Origin of the sequence: Paenibacillus sp. S29, from assembly GCF_049319765.1 — a bacterium.
Taxonomy (GTDB): domain Bacteria; phylum Bacillota; class Bacilli; order Paenibacillales; family Paenibacillaceae; genus Paenibacillus; species Paenibacillus polymyxa_B.
This window is the reverse complement of the sequence record NZ_JBMOUI010000011.1, coordinates 15,480-33,392: the sequence shown is the minus strand read 5'-3', so window position 1 is coordinate 33,392 and position 17,913 is coordinate 15,480. Positions and strand designations below refer to the sequence as shown.

At 46.4% G+C, this 17,913-nt stretch carries 17 protein-coding genes and 1 tRNA gene; 2 read left to right on the top strand and 16 right to left on the bottom strand.

Annotated elements, in window-relative coordinates; all coding sequences use genetic code 11:
* Nucleotides 1-39: 39 nt before the first annotated feature.
* From gpmI to ACL9RM_RS18310, 5 genes are all read right to left on the bottom strand, one after another.
* Complete coding sequence (gene gpmI / locus ACL9RM_RS18330; protein WP_013308265.1) at nt 40-1,584, bottom strand: 2,3-bisphosphoglycerate-independent phosphoglycerate mutase; 1,545 nt, start codon at nt 1,582-1,584, stop codon at nt 40-42.
* Nucleotide 1,585: 1 nt separating this feature from the next.
* Nucleotides 1,586-2,338, bottom strand: coding sequence for a triose-phosphate isomerase (tpiA, locus tag ACL9RM_RS18325; RefSeq protein ID WP_013308264.1), 753 nt, complete (start codon nt 2,336-2,338; stop codon nt 1,586-1,588).
* A 59-nt stretch (nt 2,339-2,397) separates the two neighbouring features.
* Nucleotides 2,398-3,579, bottom strand: coding sequence for a phosphoglycerate kinase (locus ACL9RM_RS18320; protein WP_250267169.1), 1,182 nt, complete (start codon nt 3,577-3,579; stop codon nt 2,398-2,400).
* A gap of 120 nt (nt 3,580-3,699) precedes the next feature.
* Complete coding sequence (gap, locus tag ACL9RM_RS18315) at nt 3,700-4,710, bottom strand: type I glyceraldehyde-3-phosphate dehydrogenase (protein ID WP_023986488.1); 1,011 nt, start codon at nt 4,708-4,710, stop codon at nt 3,700-3,702.
* Between the two features lie 93 nt (nt 4,711-4,803).
* Complete coding sequence (locus ACL9RM_RS18310; RefSeq protein ID WP_250267168.1) at nt 4,804-5,841, bottom strand: sugar-binding transcriptional regulator; 1,038 nt, start codon at nt 5,839-5,841, stop codon at nt 4,804-4,806.
* A 269-nt stretch (nt 5,842-6,110) separates the two neighbouring features.
* On the opposite strand from ACL9RM_RS18310, the gene ACL9RM_RS18305 reads away from it, so the two are divergent.
* Both ACL9RM_RS18305 and clpP read left to right on the top strand, forming a co-directional pair.
* A tRNA-Arg gene (locus ACL9RM_RS18305) sits at nt 6,111-6,185 on the top strand.
* A 210-nt stretch (nt 6,186-6,395) separates the two neighbouring features.
* Nucleotides 6,396-6,992, top strand: a complete 597-nt coding sequence (gene clpP, locus ACL9RM_RS18300) for an ATP-dependent Clp endopeptidase proteolytic subunit ClpP (protein ID WP_013368815.1) — start codon at nt 6,396-6,398, stop codon at nt 6,990-6,992.
* Nucleotides 6,993-7,117: 125 nt separating this feature from the next.
* Here clpP and ACL9RM_RS18295 read toward each other — a convergent pair whose 3' ends face one another.
* The 11 genes from ACL9RM_RS18295 to hisJ all read right to left on the bottom strand — a co-directional run bounded on the left by ACL9RM_RS18295 (nt 7,118) and on the right by hisJ (nt 17,883).
* A complete protein-coding gene (locus ACL9RM_RS18295; RefSeq protein ID WP_250267167.1) occupies nt 7,118-8,221 on the bottom strand; it encodes a PdaC/SigV domain-containing protein in 1,104 nt (367 codons plus the stop codon).
* Nucleotides 8,222-8,460: 239 nt separating this feature from the next.
* Nucleotides 8,461-9,222 carry an SIMPL domain-containing protein gene (locus ACL9RM_RS18290; protein ID WP_250267166.1) on the bottom strand — a complete coding sequence of 254 codons (762 nt, stop codon included), beginning with the start codon at nt 9,220-9,222 and terminating at the stop codon, nt 8,461-8,463.
* Nucleotides 9,223-9,494: 272 nt separating this feature from the next.
* On the bottom strand, nt 9,495-9,764 hold the full coding sequence (locus tag ACL9RM_RS18285; protein WP_013368811.1) for an HPr family phosphocarrier protein: 270 nt from the start codon (nt 9,762-9,764) through the stop codon (nt 9,495-9,497).
* A gap of 136 nt (nt 9,765-9,900) precedes the next feature.
* Nucleotides 9,901-10,845 (bottom strand): DNA-binding protein WhiA, encoded by a 945-nt coding sequence (gene whiA / locus ACL9RM_RS18280; protein WP_250267165.1) that lies wholly within the window; start codon nt 10,843-10,845, stop codon nt 9,901-9,903.
* Nucleotides 10,846-10,850: 5 nt separating this feature from the next.
* Nucleotides 10,851-11,837, bottom strand: coding sequence for a gluconeogenesis factor YvcK family protein (locus tag ACL9RM_RS18275; RefSeq protein WP_023986485.1), 987 nt, complete (start codon nt 11,835-11,837; stop codon nt 10,851-10,853).
* Nucleotides 11,838-11,849: 12 nt separating this feature from the next.
* A complete protein-coding gene (rapZ, locus tag ACL9RM_RS18270) occupies nt 11,850-12,749 on the bottom strand; it encodes an RNase adapter RapZ (RefSeq protein ID WP_013308254.1) in 900 nt (299 codons plus the stop codon).
* 66 nt (nt 12,750-12,815) lie between these two features.
* Complete coding sequence (locus ACL9RM_RS18265; RefSeq protein ID WP_013308253.1) at nt 12,816-13,766, bottom strand: ROK family glucokinase; 951 nt, start codon at nt 13,764-13,766, stop codon at nt 12,816-12,818.
* A 78-nt stretch (nt 13,767-13,844) separates the two neighbouring features.
* Nucleotides 13,845-14,054 (bottom strand): hypothetical protein, encoded by a 210-nt coding sequence (locus ACL9RM_RS18260; protein WP_322197560.1) that lies wholly within the window; start codon nt 14,052-14,054, stop codon nt 13,845-13,847.
* A 4-nt stretch (nt 14,055-14,058) separates the two neighbouring features.
* Nucleotides 14,059-15,012: a thioredoxin-disulfide reductase gene (gene trxB / locus ACL9RM_RS18255; protein ID WP_013308252.1), complete on the bottom strand. Its 954-nt coding sequence runs from the start codon at nt 15,010-15,012 to the stop codon at nt 14,059-14,061.
* 39 nt (nt 15,013-15,051) lie between these two features.
* The gene (locus tag ACL9RM_RS18250; protein ID WP_250267164.1) at nt 15,052-16,821 is read right to left on the bottom strand and encodes a tetratricopeptide repeat protein; all 1,770 of its coding nucleotides are present in this window, start codon (nt 16,819-16,821) and stop codon (nt 15,052-15,054) included.
* A gap of 237 nt (nt 16,822-17,058) precedes the next feature.
* The gene (gene hisJ, locus ACL9RM_RS18245; RefSeq protein WP_250267163.1) at nt 17,059-17,883 is read right to left on the bottom strand and encodes a histidinol-phosphatase HisJ; all 825 of its coding nucleotides are present in this window, start codon (nt 17,881-17,883) and stop codon (nt 17,059-17,061) included.
* Between the last annotated feature and the right edge of the window lie 30 nt (nt 17,884-17,913).

The window sequence follows — 17,913 nt, the reverse complement described above, 5'->3', positions numbered from 1 at the left end:
CATGATTTGTTGGTCAAGCCTATACTTATTAAATCAAGCTTACTTGCGGGATGCAATCATAGATTTTCCTGTCATTTCCGCAGGTTGCGGAAGTTGCATCAAATCCAGAAGCGTTGGAGCTACGTCAGCAAGTATTCCATGCTCACGCAAAACGATATTTTCGTCAGTCAAAATGAACGGAACCGGATTAGTTGTGTGAGCTGTGAACGGACGTCCCTGCTCATCAATTTCCATATCCGCGTTACCATGGTCAGCAATGATAATAACCACGCCGCCTTTGGCTTTAACCGCATCTACAACACGTCCAACACATTCATCCGTCGTCTCTACCGCCTTAATCGTTGGCTCCAGCATACCGGAGTGTCCAACCATATCCGGATTGGCAAAGTTCAGGATAATCGCATCATGCTTGTCGGCTTCGATTTCCTTAACAGCAGCATCCGCTACTTCATACGCACTCATTTCCGGCTGTAAGTCATATGTAGCCACTTTAGGCGAGTTGATCAAAATACGAGTTTCGCCAGGAAGCTCCACATCACGTCCGCCACTGAAAAAGAAAGTAACGTGCGGATATTTTTCAGTCTCAGCAATACGCAATTGCTTTTTGTTGTTTTGAACCAACACTTCACCAAACGTGTTATCCAGGTTTTTCGGTTCGTAAGCTACAAAGCCTTCAACCGTTTCGCTGAACAACGTCAGGCAAACAAAGTGCAAATCTTTAGGCCATTTCGGGCCACGGTCAAAACCACGGAAGTCCGCGTTTGTAAATACCTGAGACAGTTGAATCGCACGGTCAGGACGGAAATTGAGGAAGATAACAGAGTCATTGCTTTCGACCAGCCCTACAGGACTTCCGTCAGCCTTCACAATAACCGTTGGCTCCACAAATTCGTCGAACACTGATTTTTCATACGATTCTTTCAATGCTTCCATTGGATCTGTGTATTGAGGACCTTCTCCGTACACGATGGCACGGTAGGATTTCTCTACACGTTCCCAACGTTTGTCGCGGTCCATAGCATAATAGCGTCCTTGTACAGTCGCAATTTTACCTACGCCCACTTCTTGAATTTTAGCGATCAGCTGCTGCATGAAGCCTACGCCGCTATCAGGCATAACGTCGCGTCCATCCATGAAAGCATGAATGTACACTTCTGTTAAGCCTTCTTTTTTCGCCAAGTCCAGCATAGCGAACAGATGGCTGATATGGCTATGCACGCCGCCGTCGGACAGAAGTCCGTACAGGTGAAGTTTCGTGTTGTTCTTCTTGGCATGTTGCACTGCTTTAACCAGTGTTTCATTGTCGTAGAATTCACCTTCACGGATGGACTTCGAAATACGAGTCAAGTCTTGATATACAATCCGGCCTGCGCCGATGTTCAAGTGACCTACTTCGGAGTTACCCATTTGTCCTTCAGGCAGACCCACTGCTTCGCCAGAAGCCGTCAGCGTTGTATGAGGATACTGTTGTAAATACCGGTCGTAATTCGGTTTATTGGCCTGCGCAACCGCATTACCTTCTACGGTGTCACGCAATCCGAACCCGTCCATAATAATTAAAGCTACCGGTTTTGGTGCTGTCATCTTACTTCGCCCCCTCAACAAGCGCGATGTACGACGCCGGTTGAAGACTGGCACCGCCCACGAGCGCGCCGTCGATATCGCTTTGACCCAGGTACTCAGTAACATTTTCAGGTTTTACACTGCCACCATACTGAATACGTACAGCATTTGCTGTATTTTCATCATACAGCTCTTTAATCAGACTGCGGATATAGGAAATCACTTCATTCGCGTCCTGCGAAGTGGAGGATTTGCCTGTTCCGATGGCCCAGATCGGCTCATAAGCAACAACTACTTGTGCAGCCTGATCCTTAGCCAAACCAGCAAAAGCTGCTACAGTTTGCACTTTTACAACCTCTTTGGTTTGTCCAGCTTCACGATCTTCCAGCTTTTCGCCTACACACACGATTGGAGTCAGGCCATGACGGAATGCCGCATGAACCTTTTTGTTCACCGTTTCGTCTGTTTCATTAAAATATTCACGACGCTCGGAGTGTCCGATCACAACGTAATCTACGCCCAGATCTTTCAGCATCCCACCGCTAATTTCACCTGTAAATGCACCATCTTCTGCAAAGTGCAGGTTTTGTGCGCCAATTTTAATAGACGTACCTTTTACTGCTTCAACCAGAGCAGGAAGATTCGTAAATGGTGCGCAAATCACGCTTTCCACTCCTGCAACCTCTGCTTTGCCTTTGATCTCTTCGATGAAAGTTTTAGCTTCTGGTACGGTTTTAAACATCTTCCAGTTACCCGCGATAATCGGTGTTCTCAATGGTTTCAACTCCTAACTATTAGGTGCCCTAAAGCTTTATTCACGCATAGTGCGTTTGATTATTTATCGTTCAGTGCAACAACACCCGGAAGTGCTTTGCCTTCCATAAATTCCAGTGATGCGCCGCCACCAGTGGAGATATGATCCATTTTATCAGCCAAGTGGAATTTTTCAGCCGCAGCCGCAGAATCACCGCCACCAATGATGGTGTATGCTTCAGTAGTTGCGCAAGCTTCCGCTACTTCACGAGTACCACCAGCGAAAGGCTCGATTTCAAATACGCCCATTGGTCCGTTCCATACAACCAGTTTGGAGTTTTTGATCACATCTGCATAGATTTTACGTGTTTTCGGTCCGATATCCACGCCTTCCCAATCTGCAGGAATACCATCGATGTCCACAATGTTAGTATTCGCCGTAGCGCTGAAATCGTCAGAAATGACAATATCCACCGGAAGGTAGAATTTTTTGCCGAGCTTCTTCGCTTTTTCAATAAATCCAAGAGCTACGTCCAGTTTGGATTCATCCAGCAAAGATTGACCCACTTCATGACCTTGAGCTTTAAAAAATGTATAAGCCAAACCGCCGCCAATGATTACGTTATCTGCAATGTTCAGCAGGTTGTCGATCACGTCGATTTTGTCTTTTACTTTGGAACCGCCAATAATGGCTGTAAAAGGACGGTCTGGATTCGACAAAGCTTTACCAATAACAGACAATTCTCTTTCCATCAGCAAGCCAGAAACAGCCGGAAGAAGATGCGCGATACCTTCTGTGGAAGCATGAGCACGGTGTGCTGCACCAAATGCGTCATTCACGAAAACGTCGGCCAATTCAGCAAATTGCTTCGCCAATTCAGGATCATTCTTTTCTTCTCCTGCATAGAAACGTACATTTTCAAGCAACAGCACGTCGCCGTTTTGCAGTTCAGCCACTTTTGCTTTAACAGCTTCGCCTACCGATTCGTCCACTTTAACTACTGGCTTTTTCAGCAACTCAGACAAACGTACGCCAACAGGAGTTAGACGCATGGATTCAACAACCTGACCTTTTGGACGTCCAAAGTGACTTGCCAAAATAACTTTTGCACCTTTTTCAATCAGGTAGTTAATGGTTGGCAAGGTTTCACGAATACGCTTGTCATCCGTAATTTTACCGTCCTCAACCGGAACGTTAAAATCTACACGAACAAACACCCGTTTTCCATTCAGTTCTATATCACGTACGCTCTTTTTGTTCATCTCCATATTCCTCCGCACCCTTATAATTTTACGAATCAGGAATTTAAGGCACATTTGATATATAAAGAGCGGAAACAATAACCTGTTTCCGCTCTATGATGTTGCTCAATAAGACTGTTCTTATTTAGCCAGTTTAGCGAAGTATTCCAACGTGCGGATCAATTGTGCAGTGTAGGACATTTCATTGTCATACCAAGCTACAGTTTTCACCAGTTGTTTGTCGCCAACAGTCAGAACTTTAGTTTGAGTTGCATCAAACAAAGAACCGAAAGTGAGACCTTTGATGTCAGAAGAAACGATTTGATCTTCAGTGTATCCATAAGTTTCAGGATCGGAAGCTTCTTTCATCGCTGCGTTGATTTCTTCAGCAGTTACGTTTTTCTCCAGAACTGTTACCAGCTCAGTCAGGGAACCTGTAGGTACTGGAACACGTTGAGCCGCGCCATCCAGTTTACCTTTCAACTCAGGGATAACCAAACCGATTGCTTTAGCAGCACCAGTTGTGTTAGGAATGATGTTTTCAGCTGCTGCACGAGCACGACGGAAGTCACCTTTAGCATGTGGAGCATCCAAAGTGTTTTGGTCGCCAGTGTAAGCATGAATTGTAGTCATCAAACCTTCAACGATACCAAATTTATCTTGCAGTGTTTTAGCCATAGGAGCCAGGCAGTTAGTTGTGCAAGAAGCACCGGAGATTACAGTTTCAGTACCGTCCAGAATTTCATGGTTTACGTTGTAAACGACAGTTTTCATGTCGCCAGTAGCTGGAGCGGAGATAACAACTTTTTTAGCGCCGCCTTTCAAATGTTTCTCAGCAGCTTCTTTTGTTGTGAAGAAACCTGTGCATTCCAGAACGATGTCTACACCCAGGTCTCCCCAAGGCAGTTCTTCAGGGTTGCGGTTAGCCAAAACTTTAACTTCTTTACCATTTACTTTGAAGAAGCCGTCATGTACTTCTACTTGTCCTTGGAAATTACCTTGTGTTGTATCATATTTCAACAAATGTGCCAACATTTTGGAATCTGTCAAGTCATTGATTGCTACTACTTCAATACCTTCCACGTTTTGAATCCGGCGGAAAGCAAGGCGTCCAATACGTCCGAAACCGTTAATACCAACTTTAACTGTCATGAGTGAGTTCCTCCCAAAGTTCGTTTAGTTTAGTTTTATATATTCAAGACAGACCCGAAAGCCCGTCAAGACAACACCATTCATAAATCCATCTTAACCATTTAAGTAATGACTTACAATCTCGACAGCAGCGCCTTCGTCGGTGACTAGAATGTCTTCTTGCCCGAAACGCAGTACCGCATGAATAGCGGCCGCCTTGCTCTTGCCTCCAGCTACGCCTAGAACCGTATCGGTACGCCTGATGTCCTCTAATCGAAGTCCAAGCGTCAGCATTCTGTGAACAACGACGCCATCTTCGTTAAAGTAATAACCAAACGATTCGGCAACGGCCCCCTCACTGCTGATCTGAGCAAAGGTTTCGGGATCAAGTTTACGTCTATGTGCCATCGCTATGGCGTTGCCTATCCCGTGAATGATGATACGACTCTCGCGAATCAGGTTCAATATATCCTGAATGTTCGTATCTTCAAGCAAGGAGTTGTAAGCATGATTGCTGAGCAAATCCGGTACATGGAGCAGACGGTATTGAGCGCCTACCTTGCGAGCCATTGTGGAAGCAATTGTGTTGGCCTGCATTTCCATGCTTTCTCCCAAACCCCCGCGTGCCGGTACAAACCACCCACCCTTAAGTGGGCCATTAGAAGGTAGTGCCAGTTGTTCCGCCACGTCGGCAATCGTCGTGCCACCTGTTACAGCGACCACATCCTCGTCGTCCATAACACTCAGCAACGCTTTTGCTCCAGCGCGCCCCAGCTCCTGCTTTGTTAACGGAGAAGCATCCGAATCCCCTGGAACGACAACCACCTTCCTCAAACCATAGGCTTGACGAATCTGGTCCTCCAATTGGGACAGGCCGAACAAGTTGTTCGCAATCGGCTCCAGCTGTTCCAGCAGATCCAGTCCTGCTTTGCTCACCTTCATGCCCACACTCTCAATCTCAATTAGCCCTTGAGCTTTAAGAAGATCGGTTTCGGCGCGCAACACGCGCTCAGTCATGTTCAGTGAAGCTGCCAGTGTTCTGCGTCCAACAACATCGGACAGCATAATCTGATGCAGGATCGTGTACCTTTTTTTCAAAACATCCATGAGGTCGGGCAGAAGCTGCTTCTGTATTTCTAATATCTTTCGCATGCTTTCCACTCCCGCACACTTCTAAGTTCTGTCTCTAATGCTTTATCTCTAACTGGTCTTAAAACGTCCCGGGATAACTTTTTAAGTCCCACGTATATCTTAACCAATATTTGCTCCACATGCAAGTCTATCTGAACCTATATTTCTCAACCATTTGCCTGAATATGCGCATTTAATAAAAGCTTGCAATTCACTGCTGTATATCATATAATCATCTTTGTTTCCAATTAGCTGTTTAATTAGTTAGTTGTTTGCATTGATTGAACTATGCGCCCGTGGTCCAACGGATATGACGTAGGCCTCCGGAGCCTGAGATCGAGGTTCGATTCCTCGCGGGCGCGCCATTTTAAATGAACGCATAAATGCTTCTACATAATGTTTTAACCAATAAGAGCGCTGAGGGCTCTTTTTTTTAATCATTAGTTTGACTTTCTTTGACTTTTTGTTTGAAATTGTTTATCATGTGGTTAATACGGTAACAGTTTATAAATAAGGGACGTGTAATCGGCATGTCCACCAAATCCACTAACGATATTTAAGGGAGGTTTTTTGACGTGAGCTATGTTCCTATGGTAGTAGAACAAAGTAACCGCGGCGAACGCGCCTATGACATTTATTCCAGACTGTTGAAGGATCGCATTATTTTGTTAGGCTCGGACGTCAATGACGTTGTAGCCAACTCTATTATTGCGCAAATGCTGTTTTTGGCTGCCGAAGATCCTGAAAAAGATATTCACTTGTATATTAACAGTCCTGGCGGTTCCATTACAGCTGGTATGGCCATTTTCGATACGATGCAGTATATTAAACCTGACGTATCTACGATTTGCGTAGGTATGGCGGCTTCCATGGGCGCGTTCTTGCTGAATGCAGGCGCCAAAGGTAAACGTTTCGCTTTGCCAAACAGTGAAATTATGATTCACCAACCACTGGGTGGTGCACAAGGCCAGGCAACGGATATTGAAATCCGCGCACGCCGCATTCTGAAAATGCGTGATAAACTGAACCGCATTCTCGCAGATCGCACAGGCCAACCACTGGAGCGCATTGAAAAAGATACAGACCGTGACTACTTCATGTCTGCTGATGATGCCAAGGAATACGGTATTATTGATAAAGTGCTAACTAGCTCCTCTCCAGAAGGTGTATAAGGGAAGAAATTCACCTCTCGTTAACTGGTAAATGAAAAAGCTGCTCCGGATGTTCTTATCCGGTAGGCAGCTTTTTTGCTTTATTGTTTTTTTAGGTTATAGACAATTGAACTTGTTTATTTCTACTATTCATTCTGTCCCGCAAAAGGCTTTCCGCCTTGAGGCAGCAATTGACCGAACGAGTAGGTAAACTCCGGAATTCCATACGCGTATGGCGCATAATCATACAAATCAAACACGATTGTTACTCCACTGCTCGTCACATAAAAATTCTGATCTGCCGCCAGCTCTTTAAATTTGCCGAATCCTTCGCCAGCCTGAAGCGCATCGATTTTTTTCTTCAAATCAGCATTGAGGAACTTTTTATAGTTCGGATTTGCCTTCAAAACGTCAGACAATTGCAGCAGTTTACCATCAGCGAGCGAGAACGTATATCCTTTACGTGCCGTCATGCCATGTGCGCCACCCGTATACGAGTAGTCCTGCATAATCACACTCAGAATACCATCTTTGTTATAGGCAATCGCAAAATCGTTTCCAAACTCATACGGTCTTTCTGTTGTAGCCTCTCCCTCAGCCATCATCTTTTTACCTGCTGCCAATATACCCTCTGCATGCTTTTTAAGCACATTGTTAATGGCCTGTTGAGCCTCAGGATTCAGCTGACTGCCGCTGATTTGCGGGTACTTAATCTTGTAGGACACCTTCGCATTACTCGAAGCCGGAAGTGTTTGAGACGCAATGGTGATCGGATTTAGCTGGCTTTTACTCAGCGTTACTGTTTTCTGAGCAGCATTCCATTGAGCATCTATGCCTAGATAGTCTTTCAGCAGACTCATAGGAATGTATAGCTTCCCAGCGATCTGTTTGGCATCCATGCTACGTGTATTGATTCCATTGACGTTGACGTAGGCATCCGAGGAAGAAGCCATAATGTAAAGTTTATTGTACCCGCTACCTACGGTATATGTCGTTGTTTTCGCATCATAGCTTACTGGAATCCCCAGGCTGTCACGCAGTGCGGCCACCGGAATCATTGTACTCCCGTTCACTTGAACACCTTTAGCGGGCAACGTTTTACCATTCCATTGGATGGTGATTCCTGGTTGCTGTGTTGTCGCTTGTTTGGTCGATGCTGCCTGGATATAGGAAACGGGAACAGCTGCGACTCCTGCTAAAATCCCAGCTGCCAGCAGTGCTGAACCCCATTTTTTCGCATGCTTACTCATATTAAGTATTCCTCCTGTTATTGATCTGTATTGTGTATGTGTGATAATTACTTTTCTTATTATATCTATACCCTATTGTATGTAGTTTACAATCTGTACACTCTCCGATTTCAATATGTACACCTAATAACCCTTAGCTATGACAGACTCATTACAAAAAGGTTTCGATATACAAAAAGAGCCAGCAAGCCAGCCTACGCATGATGCAGGCCGCTTGTGGCTTCGTTTGATGATCTGTATTAGTTCATTTCGTACTGAGCCGACACCTGAACTTTCACTGTTACTTGTCCCGATTGGATCTCTGTCCCGCCACCTGCTACGTCCAAGAGCGATTTTGACATGGCATTTTCACGTTGTGTAAAGACTTGTGCTTCTCCGCCATCTACCGTCACACTCACAAGGGCACCTAACCCGCGTTTGGCTGCTTTAGCTACAGCACTGGCTTTAGATTGTGCGCTTCCCAATGCCTTAGTAATGGCTTCCTCTTCATAAGTCGAAGGATCTTCCACGGAAAAACGTACATTATCTACGTTATTGGCTCCAGACTTGGTCGCCTCATCCAATAACTGACCAATTTTATCCAAATCGCGGTATTTGACGGAAAGTGTATGGTTGGCAGTGTAGCCTTTGAGCTTCTGCCCTTCTTTTTCGTTATAGGTGTAGTTAGGCTGTACATAAAACTGGCTGGTCTGAATGTCATCTGCGCTGATGCTCCACTTTTCTTTCAGCAGTTGTGTAACCTTGTTCAATTTTGTAGCATTGGCTTTTTGAGCAGCCGCTGCCGTATTCCCTTCCGATTGTACACCGATAGAGAGATAAGCAATATCGGGCTTCGCCAATACTTCCCCGCTTCCAGTCACATTAATTACACCGTTTACCGTCGAAGCTGTTGACGCAGCATAAGCACGATCTGCCCCTGTCCATAATCCTCCTGCTACTCCCCCTGCCATTAATGCTCCTGCGAGAACTGCCGTGGCTACTGTTTTTGTCCAAAGTCTCATTGAATTCAACCTCTTTCTTGTAAATGTTTGTACCTTCCAGACGGAAATGACGGAAAAAGGTTGCAGCCAAGCATACATATTTCCGAAACAGAGCATGACCATGGAAATTTTAATTATTTATAACTTGAACTTAATACAGTCTCTATATTCAACAAATCCACACATAGAACAGTTAACGGAGGAGCGTTCGAAGACTTTTTTCTGGATACAAAAAAAGCCCCAAAGGGGCTTTTCACTAAGAGCATACACCATATTACAAAGCAAATCTTTGTTTATTGATTTTCCAGCTCTACCTTACTAACCAGACTTACTAAAGCGTTTACAGCCTGTTCGGCGTCCGCACCTTCAGCACTAATATTGATTTCAGTACCTGTACTGATCGCAAGACTCATAATACCCATGATACTCTTGGCATTAACTTTTTTGTCTTCTTTTTCCACAAAAATCTCAGATGAATATTTATTCGCTTCCTGTACGAACAACGCAGCAGGTCTGGCGTGCAGTCCTGTTTTCAAGCGTACGACTACCGGATGTTTTGACATGTCAGCTTACCCCCTCATCAAATAAATCTGGACACTACTTACTCCATTTTATTTATCACATTATAACATTAACCCGGGACAGACACTAGAAAAAAAACTAAAAAAACCGGGGCTAAAAGCCCCATGGACACTCTTTTTACGGAATCAGGCCATTTTCGCCCCTAATTTTGTCAGCCATCTCATCAATTTTGCGAAGCCGATGATTTACACCCGATTTACTCACGACCCCTTTGAGCATTTCCCCGACTTCTTTCAAATTCAAATCGGGATGAGCGAGCCGAATTTCTGCCACTTCTCGCAGTTTATCCGGCAAGGTCTCCAAACCAACTTCCCTCTCCAGCAACTTAATATTCTCAATTTGCCGGACAGCAGCTCCGATCGTCTTGTTCAAATTAGCCGTTTCACAATTGACAATGCGATTTACAGAATTGCGCATATCACGCATAATGCGTACATCTTCAAATTTGAACAAGGCTTGATGCGCCCCAATGATGCTAAGCAGCTCAATGATCTTCTCGCCTTCCTTGATGTAGAGAATAAAACCTTTTTTTCGCTCAATACAGCGAGCATTTAGATGAAATTCATTCGCAAGATCAACGAGTGCCTGACAATGCTCCTCATACATCGAAGAAATTTCAAGGTGGTAAGACGATCCTTCAGGATTGTTGACAGAGCCACCTGCCATAAAGGCGCCCCGCAAATAAGCCCTCTTACAACAGTTTTTCCGAACGATATCCCGATTAATCCCGTCAGTGAATAAGAAACCTTCTGTGACGATATAAAGATTCTTTAGCAGTTGCTGCACACCATTGGGAATACGGACAATGTACACATTATTTTTTTTCAAGCGCATTTTTTTCCGTACAAGCAGTTCGATATGAAGTTGAAAATGCTTCTTGATCAAGGAGTAAATCCGCCTTGCAATCGCGGCATTTTCTGTGGACACGTCCAATATCACCCTTTTATTCGACAGTTGTACGGATCCGAGCATACGTATAAGTGCAGATAGTTCCGCTTTCTCACAGCAGGACTGGCTTTCAATCATCGTAAGCTCTTTTTTCGTTTGTGCCGCAAAGGACAAGGGACTCACCTCCTTCTTAATATCCAGTTTTGTACCAATTGGTAAATATGCTGGCTCAATTTGTCGGCATCATGCCGTAAATACGTGCGGAACAGAACTAATGTATCTGCCACCACTTTATATCCCCGGTCGGTCAGTTCACCCATGTCTACTTGAACTGGCTTGGCTCCCTGCTCGGCATACATTTCCTGTACTTGGGGTGGAATTTCTCCGTTATTTACAATGACATAGTCGAAGAGATGATGCCCTACATGCTCAAAAATAGCTTGCAGGTGATCTCCTACCGTATAACCATCGGTTTCCCCAGGCTGGGTCATAACGTTACAGACAAATATTTTGATAGCGTCTGATTTTACTACAGCTTCAGCGAGTTTAGGTACAAGCAAATTTGGTAATATGCTGGTATATAGACTGCCGGGGCCAATCAAAATCGCATCGGCTTCATTAATGGCCTCTACAGCCTCAGGCAACGGCTCCACGTGAGTCGGTTCAAGAAAGACGCGTTTGATTCGTCCGCCCGCTTCCGGGATCTTGGACTCCCCGGTAATCACCGTGCCATCCTCCATCTCAGCGCTTAACACAACGCCTTCCTCGGCTGCCGGTAGCACACGTCCCCGGACAGCAAATACACGGCTAAGCTCACGCACCGCCGTTACAAAGTCTCCCGATATATCGGTCATCGCTGCTAAAATCAGATTACCCAGGCTATGGCCTGACAATCCTGATCCCGCACCGAAACGGTATTTCAGCATATCTGACATCACTGGTTCCACGTCAGCCAAGGCAGTCAGCACATTGCGAATATCCCCTGGAGGGGGCATCTGCAGCTCACTGCGCAAAATCCCGGAACTTCCGCCATCGTCAGCGACTGTAACAATAGCCGTAATATCTAGCGGCTTTTGCTTTAAGCCCCGCAGCATGACGGACAAGCCGGTTCCGCCGCCCATAACAACAATACGTGGGCGCTCCCGTTGTGATCCGGTCTCTTTCATGATTTCACCTCATTAATGCCGGTCCCGATCAGCATCCCGATGCGAAACAGAAACAGATTCTGTCTCGCTGGCACCCAGCATTTTTCCTAAATACTCCGATATTGCAACAGAACGATGCTTACCGCCAGTACAGCCAATGCCAATAATGACCTGGCTTTTGCCTTCTTTGCGATATTGCGGAATCAAAAAGTGTAACATATCCAGCAACTTGGTCAAGAATGCCTGAGTCTCGGGCCATTTCATGACATAATCATATACATCGCTATCCTGTCCCGTGTGGGGACGTAGTTGGTCCACGTAGTGGGGATTAGGCAGGAAGCGCACATCGAATATAAGATCGGCATCAATGGGAATACCATACTTGAAGCCAAAAGAAGTAATGTTCACGGAAAGCATACTGCTCTCCAGATGAGAAAATCGCGAAATAATCCTCGCCTTTAAGGTTGCAGGCTTCATCACACTTGTATCAATAACCTGTGTAGCTGAGCTTTTTAGTTCTTCCAACATCTTGCGCTCCAACCGAATCCCATCCAAAGGCATGCCGTCTGGAGCCAACGGATGACGTCTACGGCTTTCCTTATACCGCTGTACGAGAACGCCATCATTCGCATTTAAGAATAAAATTTCACAATGAATCGTAAAATGATCTTTAATATAATTCAAAGATTCCGACAAGGCAGTGAAAAATTCTCGTCCGCGTAAATCAATTACGAGTGCCACCTTGCCTATTTTACCGTTCGACTGCTCAATCAACTCGGCAAATTTGGGAATCAGTACAGGAGGCAAATTATCAACGCAGAAGAAGCCCAAGTCTTCCAGGCTCTGAACCGCAATGGTCTTCCCTGCGCCTGACATCCCCGTAATAATAATGAGCGTTGCCCACGGCGCAGCATTTTTTAGGTTGTCTGTCATATGGACTTCCCTCTCCTTTTGCTTCTTCGCTCTATACCAGTACCCGTATTATCAATAACCTGTGGATCAGGAGCGTAGCAGCAACCCTGCAGCCCCTACGATACCTGCGTCATTGCCTAACACCGCTGGTACGATATATACACCTTTTTGAAGCGGTTCAGGTGCCAGCTTGGCGTATACGCGACGCATCTCTTCAAATAAAAAGTCGCCTGCTTTAGAAACACCGCCGCCTATAATAAACAACTCTGGATTAAGCACAGCGGCAACCGCTGCCATGGATTTCCCCAAATAAAAGGCAGCCCGGTTCACGATACGCAGCGCGACTTCATCTCCAGCTTTAGCAGCATCAAATACTTCCTTGGCAGCAATTTGATCTTCCAGCGCCAGAGAGGTCCTGTCGCCACGTTCCACAGCGTCCTTGGCCATACGAATGATGCCTGTTGCGGAAGATACAGTTTCCAAGCAACCCATTTTGCCGCATCCACACTGAATAGCCTCCAGATCAGGTACGACACTGATATGGCCAATTTCTCCGGCCATGCCCGAAGAACCTTGGTATATTTTACCGTTTATAATAATACCGCCACCTACGCCTGTTCCCAGGGTATAGCATACGCAGTTTTCTATGCCTTTGCCTGCACCAGCCCAAGCCTCACCCAGCGCAGCAACATTCGCATCGTTGTCTATTTTCACAGGCTTGCCAATCCGGTTCTCTAGGAGCGCACGGATCGGTACGTCACGAAAGCCAATATTAGGAGCGAGGACAATAATACCATCACGAACATTCGTAAAACCTGCAACGCCTGCACCGACACCCTTTAGTTGATCCCACTCATAAGGAGATTGCTCAACAATATGCCGCACATATTTTTCGATATTACCGATGACAACGTCTACACCTTTATCGGTTTCGGTTGGTCCCTCATATGTGTGCAAAAGCTGTCCGTTTTCATTACAAATGCCGACTTTAATCGCGGTACCGCCCAAATCGACACCTACATAGATACTTTCAGACATGTTCCAAGCCACCTTTGTGTTTACTTAAAAACCTGGTATGAAATATATGCTTACAATTCCTACTTCATAATAGTAATCCTACGTTCCAACTATAATTGAAGCCCCCGTTACGGTCAAGGACACTTCCTTGTTGAAAAGTGTACGATTAGCGGAACTTTTAACCTCATGCACCCATAAAAAGGAGAAAGCCTGTGCAAACGCAGCAGGCTTTCTCTTCCTGAACAAAAGATACGGCATAACAGAGGCTTCCTTCGCTCTCCCGTTAGCCTTTTTGTGTACGATAGACACTCTTTTATTGATCCAGTGTTTCGCTCCAGTCGTGAACAGCACTGCCTTCGAGATACTTCTCGCAGTCCATAGCCGCCATACATCCCGTTCCCGCAGCCGTAATAGCTTGACGGTAACGGTTATCCTGTACATCCCCACAGGCAAAAACTCCGGGGATATTCGTTTCTGTTGTGCCTGGCTTCACTACAATATAGCCGTGTTCATCGGTATGGATTTGTCCGTTCAGGAAACCTGTGTTCGGTGTATGCCCGATGGCTACGAATACGCCATCGACCTCAATCAGCTCATCCTGATTGGTCTCATTATTGTGTACCTTCAAACCCTTTAAGCCAGCTTCTCCCGTCACAACTTCCAGAGGAGTCCGGTTTAATGCCCAATGTACTTTTTCGTTCTCACGCGCGCGATCTTGCATAATTTTGGACGCCCGCAACTCATCGCGACGATGGACCAAGGTTACACTGGAAGCAAAACGGGTCAAGAAGCTCGCTTCCTCCATGGCTGAATCGCCACCGCCAACCACGACAATCTTTTTCCCGCGGAAAAAGAAGCCATCGCAAGTTGCGCACGTGCTGACTCCGCGACCTACATTGTCTTGCTCACCCGGGATGCCTAGATATTTGGCGGACGCACCTGTAGCAATAATGACCGACTCCGCCTCAATGATGCCTTTACCCTCTACCTTCACTTTAAAAGGACGTTTGCTGAAATCCACTTCCTCAACCCAACCGGAGGTAAATTCAGCGCCAAAACGTTCAGCCTGCTTGCGCATATTATCCATCAGTTCAGGCCCGAGGATACCTTGCTCAAAACCCGGGAAATTTTCAATTTCGGTCGTTGTAGTAAGCTGCCCACCGGGCTGCATCCCTTCAATGATCAGCGGATTCATGTTAGCGCGTGCCAAATAAATAGCGGCTGTGTAGCCTGCAGGACCTGTACCAATAATTATGGATTTATACATACGTTTGTTGCCTCCTTTAAGTGATGTTTGGAGCAGGTCTCAAACCTGCTTTTTAAACGTGGAGAGCGGTTGCTTCAGCTTCTGTTTGATACCACACACGCTGTCAATCTGGCGTGCATAGCGGCTTACGGTCGATACGGAAATACCATAACGATCGGCTACTTCCTGATAGGTGACTGAATGATGATGCATTTTAGCTGTCAAATATTCCAGCGCCGCTGCCCATCCCTCAGTATGCTGAACCATCGGAACTTCCGGGGCAAGCCGATCCAAATACTCCAGCCAAAGCGATCTCAAATCGTGCTGCATGGCCGGATCTGATGGCTTGCTCATGACGGTCAGTACCTTATCCAGCACTGCCTGCCATTGTGGATCGACCGGGGAAGCAGATACACCACCTTCAATTGTATGCGGATCGTTCTCAACCTCCAACTGATCAGAATGTTCCGTTTCCGGGTACATTTTCTGCTCACCCTGCTCCTCCAGTTCTTGCAATACTTGCAAGGCACGGCGTTTCAGCTCATCCTCCTGGTCCGGGTCTTCTACGAAGGACTCCAGTGCCTGACGCACCTCATCATCACCGATCAAGCTTAACGCCTGAATGACCTGAAGCTGAGTCGCCCGATCCCCGTGGCGCAAGGCCCAGAAGAAGGATGACCGGATTAGCGGGTCCTTCTTCATACTGTCAGGCACCTGGTCAGCACCAAACTTCTCCCACATGCGGAATTGCTCCTCAAACGGGAGATGATAATGATAGCTGAGCACTTGCAGCGGTGTACCCTCCTGCTGGAGTTCCTCCAGTCGGGACAGGAAAAACCGCGGAACTTCCGAGGAAGCATCCTGTTTTTGCAAATGACTCCACAACCGCCGAGCTTCCGCATATCTTCCGGTATTGCTAGCAGCTACCGCCGTGTAATGGTACAAAGAAGCATCTGCATTGTTCTCTCCATCGCCATGAAGCAACCTGCGGAAATGTCTGTAGGCCTCCTCATGGCGTCCGAGAATCCCCATAGTGGTCGCCAGCTTGAATACCTGCTCCTCCTGAAACGGTATAGTAACCGCCAAAGTCTGCACCAGACGATCCAATTCCGGGCCGCCGCCCTCGTGCTGATAAAAGATCGCCAAGTTGCACAATGCGTGTAAATTACCCGGCTCATCTTCCAGCACTTGAATAATGGTAGCCTTAGCATTTTGGAACAATCCCATGTAGTAATACGCCAGCGCCAGATTATTCCGCGCAGCGAACATATCCGGTTGTTCCTCTGAAATTTGCTTGAGCAACTGGGCTGCCTGAGCAAATTTCCCCTCCTCCAGCAGGACACGAGCCTGATCATGCTCTACTACTCCCTGCCGGGCCTTAATGCGGTTCAGCTTCGTTGGACGGTCCAGCTCATAATAGAGCAGCTCCATCATTTCCTCCGCTTCATCAAGAAACTGGCCTTCTTCGTCCTCCTCCAGGTACGTGACCAATGCTTTCTCCGCTTCTTCAAACTGCTCCATATTAGCGTAATTATTCGCCATATAGAAATAACACTCTGTCATCGACGAGTCTACGTCACTCAGAACAGAGGACAGGATCTCATTCGAACCTGCATAATCCCCCATCTCTGATAATATACCCGCCATATTGCAATGATTCACCGGATTATCCGGTTCATATTCAACGGCTTTGCGAAAATATTTCAATGCCTTGTCATAATGATTGCGATCAAGCGAGCGCACAGCTTTCTCAAAAAAGAAAGATGCGTCGAAACGCAAAGCAATAATTTTAGGGCTAGGTTCCGATACTCGCAGATGTTTCCCTTTCATAAATAACCAAGGCACCTCCTTTAAAAGTAACTGGCATGTTCATACCCTTCAGTATACCACAACTTCAAAACGACTTGACAGTCGATCCTGCCTCATTCCAAAAATCGGATACACTCTTGTATACCTATAGATATGTATATAAGAATACGCTAAATAGCCGAGCGCTTTTTCCCTGTATAAATAGGGAGCGTTCGGCTAACCACTGGAAATGATACATAGACCCAATAAACGTAATAATTAAAGCGTCAGCGGCACCAGCGAGCGCTCGCGATGCTGAAATACGGCAAGCTCGCGATAGCCGACTTCATATAGAAGCGCGCGTGCCTTCTCCAAGTGCTCGGACAGCTTCGCCGGATCATGAGCATCCGATCCTACGGTCAGCGGGATGCCTAGCGAAAAAGCTTCTTCCAGCATGCGGCGGCTCGGGAACATCTCGGCACAGGGCTTCGAAAGCCCTGATGCATTCAGTTCCATCGCCCGACCGCTACGGGCAACGGCTGAAATTGCGGCACGCTCCAGTTCACGCAGCTCCTCCATTTCCTCCGGCCTCGGATGATAGCCGAAGCGCTTAATGACATCCAAATGACCCATGATGTCATACAAACCGGTAGCTACTGCCTTGGAAATCGCATCATAATACATGCGGTACACCTCAAGCACATTTTTGCCTTCCCAATGGTGTACCTGACGGAAGTCCGTGACATCCCATTCACCGAGAAAGTGGACGGAACCAATCACATAATCCCAGGGATACGCGGTGATGATGTCTTCGATTTCTCGTTCCCAGCCCTCGATGTAGTCGCCTTCCAAGCCAACACGAATATCAATTTGCCCTTTAAAACGTTCCTTCAGTTCCAAACATTCTTCCACGTATCGGGGCAGCTCCTCCATAGGCATTGCCATTTCCGGGTAATAGTCAGCCGGTTTTACATGCAGTAGTGGCATGTGATCGGACAAGCCGAGCTGATCCAGCCCTAGCCGAATTCCCTGCTGTACATACTCTTCCAGACTCCCTATGGCATGCCCGCAGCGGGCGTGATGCGTATGATAGTCAATTTTCATGCGACCCTCCCCCTTTCAACACTACAACAA

Bases quoted from the DNA above. Each gene is read 5' to 3' on its own strand.
- gpmI (WP_013308265.1), bottom strand. From the start codon at position 1,584: ATGACAGCACCAAAACCGGTAGCTTTAATTATTATGGACGGGTTCGGA.
- ACL9RM_RS18320 (WP_250267169.1), bottom strand. From the start codon at position 3,579: ATGAACAAAAAGAGCGTACGTGATATAGAACTGAATGGAAAACGGGTG.
- gap (WP_023986488.1), bottom strand. From the start codon at position 4,710: ATGACAGTTAAAGTTGGTATTAACGGTTTCGGACGTATTGGACGCCTT.
- ACL9RM_RS18310 (WP_250267168.1), bottom strand. From the start codon at position 5,841: ATGCGAAAGATATTAGAAATACAGAAGCAGCTTCTGCCCGACCTCATG.
- ACL9RM_RS18295 (WP_250267167.1), bottom strand. From the start codon at position 8,221: ATGAGTAAGCATGCGAAAAAATGGGGTTCAGCACTGCTGGCAGCTGGG.
- ACL9RM_RS18290 (WP_250267166.1), bottom strand. From the start codon at position 9,222: ATGAGACTTTGGACAAAAACAGTAGCCACGGCAGTTCTCGCAGGAGCA.
- ACL9RM_RS18285 (WP_013368811.1), bottom strand. From the start codon at position 9,764: ATGTCAAAACATCCGGTAGTCGTACGCTTGAAAACAGGACTGCACGCC.
- ACL9RM_RS18275 (WP_023986485.1), bottom strand. From the start codon at position 11,837: ATGAAAGAGACCGGATCACAACGGGAGCGCCCACGTATTGTTGTTATG.
- rapZ (WP_013308254.1), bottom strand. From the start codon at position 12,749: ATGACAGACAACCTAAAAAATGCTGCGCCGTGGGCAACGCTCATTATT.
- ACL9RM_RS18265 (WP_013308253.1), bottom strand. From the start codon at position 13,766: ATGTCTGAAAGTATCTATGTAGGTGTCGATTTGGGCGGTACCGCGATT.
- trxB (WP_013308252.1), bottom strand. From the start codon at position 15,012: ATGTATAAATCCATAATTATTGGTACAGGTCCTGCAGGCTACACAGCC.
- ACL9RM_RS18250 (WP_250267164.1), bottom strand. From the start codon at position 16,821: ATGAAAGGGAAACATCTGCGAGTATCGGAACCTAGCCCTAAAATTATT.
- hisJ (WP_250267163.1), bottom strand. From the start codon at position 17,883: ATGAAAATTGACTATCATACGCATCACGCCCGCTGCGGGCATGCCATA.